Origin of the sequence: Methanospirillum hungatei (genome assembly GCF_020216685.1) — an archaeon.
Lineage (GTDB): Archaea > Halobacteriota > Methanomicrobia > Methanomicrobiales > Methanospirillaceae > Methanospirillum > Methanospirillum hungatei_B.
This window is the reverse complement of the sequence record NZ_JAIWNS010000182.1, coordinates 1-10,885: the sequence shown is the minus strand read 5'-3', so window position 1 is coordinate 10,885 and position 10,885 is coordinate 1. Positions and strand designations below refer to the sequence as shown.

At 44.6% G+C, this 10,885-nt stretch carries 11 protein-coding genes; 5 read left to right on the top strand and 6 right to left on the bottom strand.

Translation table 11 applies throughout. From position 1 onward, the window contains the following. The first annotated feature begins 438 nt into the window (after window positions 1-438). From ercA to LDL35_RS11340, 3 genes are read left to right on the top strand one after another with little or no spacing between them, the layout of a single operon-like run. On the top strand, window positions 439-1,656 hold the full coding sequence (gene ercA / locus LDL35_RS11350) for an alcohol dehydrogenase-like regulatory protein ErcA (RefSeq protein WP_369694921.1): 1,218 nt from the start codon (window positions 439-441) through the stop codon (window positions 1,654-1,656). Continuing rightward, window positions 1,640-2,518 carry an ATP-binding protein gene (locus LDL35_RS11345; RefSeq protein WP_304022489.1) on the top strand — a complete coding sequence of 293 codons (879 nt, stop codon included), beginning with the start codon at window positions 1,640-1,642 and terminating at the stop codon, window positions 2,516-2,518. The genes ercA and LDL35_RS11345 overlap by 17 nt, the downstream gene beginning before the upstream one ends. A gap of 58 nt (window positions 2,519-2,576) precedes the next feature. Continuing rightward, entirely contained in the window at window positions 2,577-3,824 is a 1,248-nt protein-coding gene (locus tag LDL35_RS11340) for a hypothetical protein (RefSeq protein ID WP_304022487.1), read from the top strand. A 14-nt stretch (window positions 3,825-3,838) separates the two neighbouring features. Here the strand turns inward: LDL35_RS11340 and LDL35_RS11335 are convergent, their stop codons facing one another. The 3 genes from LDL35_RS11335 to LDL35_RS11325 all read right to left on the bottom strand — a co-directional run bounded on the left by LDL35_RS11335 (window position 3,839) and on the right by LDL35_RS11325 (window position 6,369). Beyond that, window positions 3,839-4,417, bottom strand: coding sequence for a manganese efflux pump MntP family protein (locus LDL35_RS11335; RefSeq protein WP_304022486.1), 579 nt, complete (start codon window positions 4,415-4,417; stop codon window positions 3,839-3,841). A gap of 24 nt (window positions 4,418-4,441) precedes the next feature. Further along, window positions 4,442-5,722 carry an ATP-binding protein gene (locus tag LDL35_RS11330; RefSeq protein WP_304022485.1) on the bottom strand — a complete coding sequence of 427 codons (1,281 nt, stop codon included), beginning with the start codon at window positions 5,720-5,722 and terminating at the stop codon, window positions 4,442-4,444. A gap of 95 nt (window positions 5,723-5,817) precedes the next feature. After that, on the bottom strand, window positions 5,818-6,369 hold the full coding sequence (locus LDL35_RS11325; RefSeq protein WP_304022484.1) for a hypothetical protein: 552 nt from the start codon (window positions 6,367-6,369) through the stop codon (window positions 5,818-5,820). A 182-nt stretch (window positions 6,370-6,551) separates the two neighbouring features. On the opposite strand from LDL35_RS11325, the gene LDL35_RS11320 reads away from it, so the two are divergent. Next, window positions 6,552-6,761, top strand: coding sequence for a histone family protein (locus tag LDL35_RS11320; protein WP_011447237.1), 210 nt, complete (start codon window positions 6,552-6,554; stop codon window positions 6,759-6,761). 55 nt (window positions 6,762-6,816) lie between these two features. Here the strand turns inward: LDL35_RS11320 and LDL35_RS11315 are convergent, their stop codons facing one another. After that, window positions 6,817-7,863 carry an OCRE domain-containing protein gene (locus LDL35_RS11315; RefSeq protein WP_304022483.1) on the bottom strand — a complete coding sequence of 349 codons (1,047 nt, stop codon included), beginning with the start codon at window positions 7,861-7,863 and terminating at the stop codon, window positions 6,817-6,819. Window positions 7,864-7,958: 95 nt separating this feature from the next. Further along, window positions 7,959-8,552, bottom strand: coding sequence for a hypothetical protein (locus LDL35_RS11310; RefSeq protein ID WP_304022481.1), 594 nt, complete (start codon window positions 8,550-8,552; stop codon window positions 7,959-7,961). Between the two features lie 256 nt (window positions 8,553-8,808). On the opposite strand from LDL35_RS11310, the gene LDL35_RS11305 reads away from it, so the two are divergent. Then, the gene (locus tag LDL35_RS11305) at window positions 8,809-9,495 is read left to right on the top strand and encodes a hypothetical protein (protein ID WP_304022480.1); all 687 of its coding nucleotides are present in this window, start codon (window positions 8,809-8,811) and stop codon (window positions 9,493-9,495) included. Between the two features lie 49 nt (window positions 9,496-9,544). Here LDL35_RS11305 and LDL35_RS11300 read toward each other — a convergent pair whose 3' ends face one another. Further along, window positions 9,545-10,765 (bottom strand): cache domain-containing protein, encoded by a 1,221-nt coding sequence (locus LDL35_RS11300; RefSeq protein ID WP_304022479.1) that lies wholly within the window; start codon window positions 10,763-10,765, stop codon window positions 9,545-9,547. Window positions 10,766-10,885 lie beyond the last annotated feature (120 nt).

Genomic DNA, 10,885 nt, shown 5'->3' with positions numbered 1-10,885 from the left:
GATTTTTTTGCATTTTTTTCAGTTTTATTACCTCTCATACAATCATATGCTGTCGTTGTAAGATCAAAAATAGGGGTTATTAGCTATTCTCTAAAGTTATCCACCATTATTATTCGATCTTCGCAGATAAAAAGATGAGGTTTTTAGCTATTCTCATTAATAATCTATAATTTCGAATACTCTCCTGTTAACCTTTAAGTGATAATATTATACTGACTAGAATTCCGACTTCTTCAGGTTCATACCATTATCAGTTGTTATCAGGGGTACAACCCACCATTCAGGTACCTGGACACCGGGGATGTGCATATGCCGTGAGATCCAGAATCCCTGATCTCCGTTCACCTGGACTTTTATTTTCCTTCGGATTGATGAAGGCATCTGTTTCAGAAATAGGAAGATACCAGTATCAGAGTAAACCAGTGCAGTGGGCTATAAATAGCTGCATGTGCATTACTGCTACTAGGAAAAAAGTACAGGGGGGGGAGGAACATAACAGATACCTTATTTGAACTGAGAAAATTTGTAGCTCCTGAATTCATCATTGGTGTTGATGCCCGCAGACTGGCAGGACGGTATGCAAAGAATTTTGGTGCAAATCATGTATTTCTCGTTACCGGACCAAAACTCATCAAAGCCGGCTGGGTCGGTGATGTAACAGAAAGCCTTGAGAGTGAGGGAATACAATATACAATCTTCCCTGATGTCTCCCCGAACCCTCGTGATTATGAGGTCATGAACGGGGCAGAACTCTATAAAAAGAAAGGATGTGATGCCGTTATTGCAGTGGGCGGGGGAAGTCCGATTGATTGTGCCAAGGGTATCGGGATTGTCGTATCCAATGAACAACACATCCTTGAATTTGAAGGAGTGGACAATGTCAGTATCCCGGCCCCTCCCCTTATCTGCATACCGACAACATCCGGATCTGCTGCTGATGTCTCACAGTTTGCAATTATCAATGATACCAAAAGAAAAGTAAAGATCGCAATCATCAGTAAAAAAATCGTTCCCGATATCTCACTATGTGATCCGGTCCCCCTCACGTCTCTCACCTCGGATCTGACGGCACATACCGGGATGGATGCCCTGGTTCACAGCATCGAGGCATATGTTTCAAATGCATCTTCACCGGTTACAGACATTCAGGCTCTTGAATCGATCCGTCTCATCAGTGCATACCTGCCCCTTGCATATCATAATCCTGACCATATCGGGTACCGGTATAAAACAATGCTTGGCAGCCTGCTTGCCGGACTTGCGTTCTCTAATGCAAGCCTTGGTGCAGTCCATGCCATGGCACACAGCCTGGGCGGACTCTCTGATCTTCCCCATGGAGAATGCAATGCCCTGCTCCTTGAATCGGTCATAGATTACAACTTTGAGGTCTGTCCTGAACGGTACGAAACGATTGCGCAGACGATGAACGTTGACTGTTCATCCCATGATCCACAGGAGATAAAACAGAAGCTGTTATCAGCTCTTCAGGCACTGAGAACTGAGCTAGGTATTACAGAACGGCTTGGAGATCTTGGAGTATCAAGAGAGAATATTGCAGACCTTGCAAAATCCGCCATTCGGGATCCCTGTCTGGCGACAAATCCACGAAAACCGACCGTAAGCGACCTGGAACACATATATGAAGGAGCACTCTGAAGAATCACCCGACTGGGATGACCAGCGGATGAAGATCATCGGCCTTGGCGAGTCGTCGATTCGGAAAAGTTACTATCCCGAACTTCAGCAGCGTCTCCATGAGCTTGAACAGACCAATGCAGACCTCCTTGATGCTATTGAAGAGATACAGCAGAAGGAAGAGGAACTGAGAGAGAATTATGATGAACTGAGAAATATCCAGTCTGCTCTTGATCTTGCAAGGAAAAAATTAAACCTTTTAAACTCCCTCACCTTTCAGGATATCCAAAACGCTCTCTTCTCTTTAAGCGGGTATCTGACCCTGACAAAAGAAGCAGTATCCGATGAGCCGGTCCAGATGTATCTTGAGAAATCCCTCTCCCAGATGCAGAAAATTGAGCGGATTTTACACCTGGCAAAGCAGTACCAGAACATGGGTATTCATCCGCCAAAATGGCAGAATGTCATGGAAGTCTATGTTTTTGCCGTTTCTCATCTTGACATGTCGGAGTATGAACGAAGCATTACGCTTGAAGGACTGGAAATTTTCGCAGATCCATTACTTGAAGATGCATTTTTTTACCTGCTGGAAAATATCAAATATCACAGCGTTCATGCAACCAGGTATCAGTTTTATTATAAAGCCTCTGAAACCGAAGTATCCCTAATCCTTGAGGACAACGGGATTGGGGTCGAATCTGATCGGAAAGTAAAAATATTTGAGCGGAGAACTGGGCTTGTTGGTGGAATCGGACTGTTTCTGGTGCGGGAGATTTTGTCAATTACCGATATGAAAATCTGTGAAAATGGAGAACCGGGAAAGGGAGCCCGGTTTTTAATATCCATCCCCCGGGGAGTGTTCCGGCTAAAAAAGATATCCTGATCCAAGGTAATAACCAGGCCAGGACTTCTAGAACACATGCCTCTATCAACCGGCTCGAATGAACTCAATTGTCATCTTTGGAGGAATCCTTGTATATATTCTCATCCTCACCGTCAGATACCGGGTTTCACCATTTATAACGCTCATATCTGCAGCATTCATCTATGGAATCCTTGATGGGAATAACCCGGCTGTTTTGTATCAGGGGATCGTATCAGGGGCTGCGAAAATATTTCAGGTTCTTGCGATCATGGTCTTTTGTGGAGTCTGTATCGCCCATATGATCAGGCGGTCAGGATACATCGACACCATTGTGGATGATATCTCCCGGATCATGAAAAATCCGGCAGACACAGCAGGTATTGGAGGATTTATCCTGTCTCTTCCGCTCATGTGCTGTAATACTGCCTTTGTTCTCATCGCGCCGGTCATTGAGCAGACAGTCGGTAAAAAATCAGCGTCACCATACTTGTATATTGCAGCAATTGCTTCGATAATATCCTTTGTTCTCATATACCCTTCTCCGGCAGTGGTCCCGGTCATGGTGACCCTGTTGCCCTCTCTTGCAGATCCCTGGGCTCTGGATCTGGTCCTTATTCCTGTTGCCGTGATTATGCTTGTATTGCTGCTTTTGTATGCACGAAAAAAGACAGGGGGTCTTGAATCAGAGGTAAGAATCCCACTAAAAAAGCACTCACGGGTGAAAGCATGGGCTCCGGTGATAACCCCTTTTCTCCTGGCAGGACTCGGACTTCTGATTCCGGCCATCTCATTTTTTTCCATAATCTCCATAGCCCTCTTTTGTGGTCTGCTTGTGGCCATGGTATCTGTCGGGAAAGAGGCACGGGATATCGGTATTCATGACGGGACAAAATATGCCGGGCTGATCATGTTTGATCTCTGTGGTGCCGGAGCATTTGGAGCGGTTATCGCCGCCGGATCCTTCCCACAGGAGGTCTATTGGTTCGTATCTGGATTTATTCCTGCACTTTTCCTTCCTTTTATTCTTGCTGCAGCGCTCCAGGCAGCGTCCGGATCCCGTGTTGTATCAGCTGCAACAACAGCAGAGATCCTGGCAAAAGCTTCAGATTTTCCTGATATTCAGCCGGCAGCCCTGGTCCTGATGATCGCCGGGGGATCATGTATGGTGTCGTTTGTAAGCGATCCCTACTTCTGGCTGGTGAAACGATTCACCGGAGATGAAACAACCGGTGTTATTAATAATTATACCCTCCCTCTGGCTGGAATCGGTCTCATTATCGGGTTTTCAGGAGTTATTATCCAAATCCTCTCCGGATATCTGTAGTCAGAATGGATGGGTTATGCTCCGGCCCCGTTCCAGACCAGGTGTTCAAGGAGGATTCTGATCCCGATAAGAGTCAGAATAACACCTCCAAGAATATCAACCCGCTTTCCAAGTATATGTCCTATCTTTCCCCCGGAATATACACCGCCGACAGAGAAAATCGCAGATATCAGACCGATGATGAGTGCCGGAATGAGCGGGACAATATGCAGCAGTGAAAAACTCAGACCGACCGCAAGAGCATCAATACTGGTTGCCACTGCAAGAATGAATACTGCAACAAGGTTAAAAACATCCGGCGCTTCTTCTTCATGCCCGTCTTTTATTCCGTCGATGATCATTTTACCGCCGATAATGAAAAGAAGCCCTGCTGCAACCCAGTGATCATATGAAGAGATGGCATCGGCAAATCCGGTACCTGCCAGCCACCCAAGCAGAGTCATGCCACCCTGAAAACCACCAAAGAACAGTGCCAAAATGAGGGCCGCCCGTATACGGGATGTCTTCTGATGAGCACCGACTGCGAAGGAAACAGCAAGGCAGTCCATTGCAAGGCCGATACCGATGAGAACGGAAGTGAAAATTATATCCATGATGCCCCGTAATATTGGTCGGTATCAGGCAAGAGCATATCCAAATTTCTCATGGGCCGGTAACAATAACCATTTCCATAGAGGAATATATCTGATAACGCCCGAATACCCAAACCACTGCTCCTGTTGTTTACCCTCTTCATACAGAGTCAGCATGATAAGGTTTGAGCATTGAAGATCATGTGCTCCCTTCAGAAGGGCACGTATCTCTCTTTCTTTCGTATTGCTATCATCCATTTTTGTGCATACCTGAACAAGAGCGATGATTTTGTGATATACACGGATGACAAAATCTATCTCTTCCTGTTGAGCATTTTTCCAATAATAAAAATTAATCAACCCGGATATCTCATCTTTCTTGAGTGAAACTGCAACCATATTCTCCAGAAGACGTCCAGTATTTCTCGAAGATGAAAAGCCTTTCGCAGTAATAAATCCATTATCAATGCAGTAGATTTTCTTATGAGAAGAAACCTGTTCTTTAAATTTAAAAGAAAACCGGGGTACAGAGAAAAATAAGAACGTCTGTTCAAGATAATCAAGATATTTTTTTATTGTCCTGTCACTTTTACAACCGGAAATTTTTGTAAGGCTGTGAATGGAATATTCATTCGAGATTGTACTGCACAGATAATTGGCAAGGTCACCTAAACCCTGGGGATAACCAATATTGTATCTTCTGATAACATCTTTGTAAATTATCGCATCAAAAAGGCGGATAAGATAATCTTTTTTGTCAATAAAGGCCAGAAGAGGTTCTGGAAACCCCCCTGTCAGGGAATACTCCTCCAGGGATTTCCGATATTCAGCCTCTGTAAGATCTTTATTTTTTATTTGCAGAAATTCGTGAAAAGAGAAAGGAAACAGTGTTGTGACCGAATGTCTTCCGGTCAGGTGAGTTGCAAGCTCTTTACTGAGGAGATGAGCATTACTCCCGGTAATAAAAAGATTATATCCCTGGCGGGCCAGACGGTTTACAAGAAGTTCCCAACCGGAGATATTTTGTATCTCATCCATCAGGATTGTTCTCGAGCCTGAATAGATATCATTGATAGCTGTCAGAATGTCGGGAATTTTTTCAGGATCAGTAAGTTGTTCATCGTCAAAATTTACATACCCAAACGGGCCGGTATCAAGCAGGTACCTCATTACAAAAAATGATTTCCCCGCTCTTCGGGGACCAATGATTATTTTAATCAAATTACTATCTGGATTTTTAATTTCTACAGACCGGGGTATGTATTGACTTTGAAGCCGAAGATTCAGTTCTTTTTTTTGTTCAAGAAGTACATCCTTCACCTTCATGCTTCATCATATGTAATATAATACAAAAAAATAGAAAAAAGTTTGTATTTCATTTCCATGAGTGCACAAAATTGTATCAAAAGCAGATTGCTGACTCACCATATCAGGCACTGTTGCCTATCGTTCTTCGCCTTTGAGGATGGAGTGTGTCCAGAAGGGGGACTACTCGGTACATACCTGAACGGATCGGTGTACCTCTTGTTTGAACCGGTGTAACGTTCCTGAACGCAGACCAACTTGTCAGCAATGGATTCAAGCTCAGAGATGGTTGAATCAAATGTCTCGGAGATAAGGAGAACCTCCTGCCGGTTCCCGGAACGTTTCTGGCACACATAGCCAAAGGGTCCGATATACTCCTCATTATGACTAAACCATGCAGGATCATACGCAAGGATGACGAATCTGGCGGGGTCACTCTCAAGCATCGCGATTATATCGATGATATTGCGCTCCTGCCTGAATTCAATCCGGCTCTTGTCCCCGGCAGATGGTTGCAGGTACAGGTTCCCCCCGCCGGAGTGAATGTACACAATGGTGCCCTGCCTGAATTTCATCGGTACATCAGCGAGCGTTCTGTTCAGAAAATCACTGAATCCAACCAGAATCGTGAAAGAATCTTTTGGAATACTTATAAACTTCCCACTCATATCTTATCCTTATGCCCTTATTTCCACTGCTATAAGAAGTTCAGGTAAACAGGGTGAAAGTGATCTGACATATGGGTCAGGGGACCCGAGGCCCCGGTTTCATCACGGTTCCTGGGCTGAAAATGGCTTTTCGATGCAATTTTTTTTATATGAGTGGTACAATATTTATATCCAGGTAAACTATGGCAGACTTACCGATTGCAGCAGTTGTACGGGTTGCAAAGAGCAGTGGTGCTGAGCGTGTCGGAAGCGATGCATCAGAGATCCTTGTGGCAAAGACTGAAGAGTATTTAGGAAAACTGGTAAAAGAGGCAGTAAAACTTGCCGCTCACGCGGGAAGAAAAACTCTCAAAGAAGAAGATATTGAGATGGCTGCAGAAAAGATAGCCTGAACTCTGGATCTCTTATAGTACTCCTTTTTTCCGCAGGTCAAAGAAAAATAAAGGATCAGGATAACCCATAATCCTGGTACTCCTGAACGGTATCGATAGGCTCTGCATATCCTGAGTCATCGACCGCATAATACTGGTTATCACGAATATAGTCGCTCCACATGGCGTTTGCCGCATCATATACGTTCTGACGGTTCTGATACGTTTCATGAATGATATCTGATGCATCATACCCTGCATACAGGCCGTCATAATACCCGCCAACAGTTCCTGACGGAATATATTGCCCTTCGTAATTCTGGAAGAAGTTCTCACTATAATTTCCAAACTCGGACGGATAATAGAATTTATTCGTCGTTGGATCGAAAAAAACTCCCAAATTCGGGATATAATAATACCCGGTATCGGTATCCCTATAAAGACCGGTATAGGGATCATACGCAAAATCCTTGGTCCCTGATGAAGGATGTATCTCTTTTAGAAAAACACTCGGATCAGCATCCATATCAACCGGAGTGAAATTATAACTCTGGTGTGGATCCCGTGGCCTGACACTTAAAAGAGATTTCAGAGTGAAATTCCCATACTCTGTCTGATATAACCCGGCAGGCTCGCGGAGAAGGGCATAGATAACATCATCCTGTGTACTTATGATGGAGGAAAAGACAAGTTCTCCCATGTCTTCATCAAGATATGACCGAAAGCAGGTTGAGCGGTTCTCATCCTGGCTGCATTGATCCGTCCCCCAGGTGAGATTGTGCGATTCATGAACGATAAATTTCATTCGCGCTGACTCTTCATAGTTCAGCAGCGTTTCTGTCGGTAAGACGAGCCATTCCGGGTTCTCCATTGAGGTCACCACGAACGTAACCGGAGGGTTTTTTCTTGTCTGAAGATAATACGTGTTTCGTCCATCTTCAGCAGTCACCAAAAGCGTCATACCGGCAGGGTACCCAAAGGTAAAATAGGGATCTTCCTGAACCAGATAAGCATATCCGGATCCACCCAGGAGATCTCCTGATTCTGCTCCACAGACTCCGTATGAGGAGAGGAGAAGAAAGGCAATTATACATATTCTTCCATAAATCTTCACATCCTGCATATGCATACCTCGTTTATACATACTCTGAAAGATACCACATAAAATGTGATCTTATTGCGACTTGTGAAAGTTTTACTCCGCTCATTCCTCACCCATTATACCTGTTTTTTAAGCCAGTCAAAGTAGTCGCCATCGTATGGAGTAGGCCCTATGGGCTGCCCTTTTGATGTCGGTTGCGGAGGAGTATCGACAATATCCCGCCCGTCGGGGAGCCAGTCGGCTTCATAAGGGAGATATCCGGTGATAATGGCCTTCGTATCCATGCTCTTTGGAACAGGGTCCGGTGATTCGATGACAAGGCATCCATTTCGTCTGATATCTTTCACTCCGTCAGCCCTTTTCGTAAAGTCAATCGGGGTCGCACCGGCATAGTTCCCAGGAAAGATCCATTGACCCTCCTTCAATTTTCCGGCAAGTTCCCGAGACCCGTACAGGTTTCCTTTTGAATCAATATATGAATCCGAATTGAAATTGTATCCATTATGTACCATCCCTCCATACCGATCCAACACTACATTGTTCACAGTATCAATATACTGGTTATATTCATCGAAAAAACTCCCAAACGAGTCATAGGTACGACGGGTCACCGGATCATAATTCGGATCAGAACCGGAGACCGTGACGATCACCAGCATGAATGCCAGAATGACGAAAATGCCAGAGAATAAATCATTATATCCGTTCATATACTGTGATTAAATGCAATAGAAGTATTTATACCTGCCCCGGATCTGGTGCTGCATTTCAACTTGAAACACGGTTTATAGAGAACTTCGATTCATTCACATCTAAAGAAAGTATTTTTTATCCATTGAAACAGAGTTCATGTTGATTTCCTGTTCTTTCATACACCCCGCCTGGTCCCGGTCAGGTAAATACATAAATACTCACATCCCCAATTTTTCATCACCAGACATGGAAAACATCAGTAAAAAACGGATAATGCAGTGCTTTTTATTCGCCGGGTTTTCTATCTTCCTGTTTCTTATCGGACTCACCATCATCCCCTGTTTTGATGGCGGGTGTGCCCTGATGTTTCTGAGTGTCTTCCTGTTTTTCTCTTCGCTGGCCGTCGCAGGCCTCATCTTCTATCCGATGTCACGGGCATTTGATGCTGTGGTGACCGATGCAAATCTCCTGGCACACTGGACCTATGATCCCACCTGGTATGACCGGATTCTGAATCGTGAATATGAGGAGCATAAAGAGAGGAATGCAGCCCTCCTTATTGTCATAGATGGTATGTTTCTGCTGTTTGCCATCTTTTTCATACTATTTGTACCGGAAGGGGGAGTAGAAACCGGCATTGCTCTCCTGGGGATGGCTGCTCTTATGTTTGTCGTTGCGAAAATTACGCCCAAATTTTTCAGGGATCGGAAGGCAAAAATGCCGGCAGAGGCAATGATCAGTATGAAAGGGCTCATTTATGAAGGTGCAGTATACCCATACTCCGGATTTTTATATGGTTTTACCGGGGTATCATACCAGGAAGGGGATGAGCCGGCCCTTCTCTTCAGATTTTACCAGATCACCGGGGCAAAGATTTATGATCCGTTTACTATTACTGTTCCGGTCCCAAAGGGTGAAGAGAAAAAAGCAAGAGAGATACCTGCACAACTCGGGTATTGAGCCCTCTCCAACCATTTTTTGATATCCTTAAAATGGGAACGGTAATTCATCAGGACTCAGGAAATATGCCCGCACCGATGATCAATCCGTCCTCTGTCTTTTCGGTATATCCAAGTTTCAGGCGAATTTTATAGTCAGAATGCGGATCGGCAAAGAAATAATAGGTATAACCACCGCCATGTTCCCCATTGGAAATAAGGTGCTGCACCGGGTATTTCCCATAGGGATCGCGATCGTTGAGACGGTTTTGTCCGACCAGACCTGGAAGGTACGGATTTGCAAGGAGCGTCCCATTTATATCAAAAGCAAAGATAAACATCTCCGGGTCTGAAAAGGTCCCATTTGGATCATTGAATTCACGAATAGCCGCATCCTTCCCTTGATCATGAACATAGTAAACAGCGTCTCCAACCTTCATTTTCATTTTTTCACGCTTCTCCTCTGGGAAAGCAACCGGGACATCCAGGAGATAGGTACCGGTTCCGACCACAAGGCTGGAAGATGCTGGTTTCACATATGAGATCTTGAATTCTGGTGTATTGTCTGCAGCAGGGTTATGAAAGACATAATAAAAGAACCCACCGCCATTCTCAGCGACCATAATCTTTTCAGCACCGATGGCAACACCATTTTCATCAGTCAGATCTCTCTCATTTCTTCCGATTCGATCCTGATGAAATGGCATGGCACGAGTTGTCCCATTCATGTCAAAGGCAAAGATGTAGCTTTCATTCCTGGCAAAGGGCCCGGAAGGATCGTTAAATTCAGCAAGTGCCTCCTCTTCCCCATGCTCCTTTACATACCAAACTGCTTCATCCACCCGGTCAATGAGTCTTTTCCGGACAGATTCCGGTGAATCATCAGGAACCCTGAGGTCATTTCCATATATTCCGGATGCGAGCCACCAGGTGTCATCTACCCGTTTCACATAGGCAATTTTCGGTTCTGTTTTTTCTGTAACCGGATTTTCATACTGATACCAGACATATCCGCTTCCATTCAGAGCGACATCTCTCATTGCCGCTATCATGTGAAATCCATCCGGGTCAGCAAGATCAAGTTTATTATTACCCTGATACTCCGGATGCCAGGGGTGGGCGAGATTGATACCATCAAAATCATATGCCCAGATGTAGAGGTCCCCTCTGGTGAAGGTCCCATTCGGTTTAGAGAACTCGATTAATGCGGATTCTTTTCCTTCCCGTTGGGCATATACCACGGCTTCATTAACAAACCTGATCAGGTCATGAATATCCGGGGAGCTGTTCATCTGCAGTTGAGAATCTGGTTCTGAAATGGATGAATGTAAAAAAAGTTCTTCCGCCATGGAAAGACCACTCATGATGAGAATAACCAAGGAAAGGCAAAGAAACATAATCGTTTTCAAATG

What these genes read in the sequence shown, in the direction of transcription:
- LDL35_RS11330 (WP_304022485.1), bottom strand. Translation starts at nt 5,722, where the DNA reads ATGAAGGTGAAGGATGTACTTCTTGAACAAAAAAAAGAACTGAATCTT.
- LDL35_RS11340 (WP_304022487.1), top strand. Translation starts at nt 2,577, where the DNA reads ATGAACTCAATTGTCATCTTTGGAGGAATCCTTGTATATATTCTCATC.
- LDL35_RS11305 (WP_304022480.1), top strand. Translation starts at nt 8,809, where the DNA reads ATGCAGTGCTTTTTATTCGCCGGGTTTTCTATCTTCCTGTTTCTTATC.
- LDL35_RS11335 (WP_304022486.1), bottom strand. Translation starts at nt 4,417, where the DNA reads ATGGATATAATTTTCACTTCCGTTCTCATCGGTATCGGCCTTGCAATG.
- LDL35_RS11320 (WP_011447237.1), top strand. Translation starts at nt 6,552, where the DNA reads ATGGCAGACTTACCGATTGCAGCAGTTGTACGGGTTGCAAAGAGCAGT.
- LDL35_RS11300 (WP_304022479.1), bottom strand. Translation starts at nt 10,765, where the DNA reads ATGAACAGCTCCCCGGATATTCATGACCTGATCAGGTTTGTTAATGAA.
- LDL35_RS11345 (WP_304022489.1), top strand. Translation starts at nt 1,640, where the DNA reads ATGAAGGAGCACTCTGAAGAATCACCCGACTGGGATGACCAGCGGATG.
- LDL35_RS11325 (WP_304022484.1), bottom strand. Translation starts at nt 6,369, where the DNA reads ATGAGTGGGAAGTTTATAAGTATTCCAAAAGATTCTTTCACGATTCTG.
- LDL35_RS11315 (WP_304022483.1), bottom strand. Translation starts at nt 7,863, where the DNA reads ATGCAGGATGTGAAGATTTATGGAAGAATATGTATAATTGCCTTTCTT.
- LDL35_RS11310 (WP_304022481.1), bottom strand. Translation starts at nt 8,552, where the DNA reads ATGAACGGATATAATGATTTATTCTCTGGCATTTTCGTCATTCTGGCA.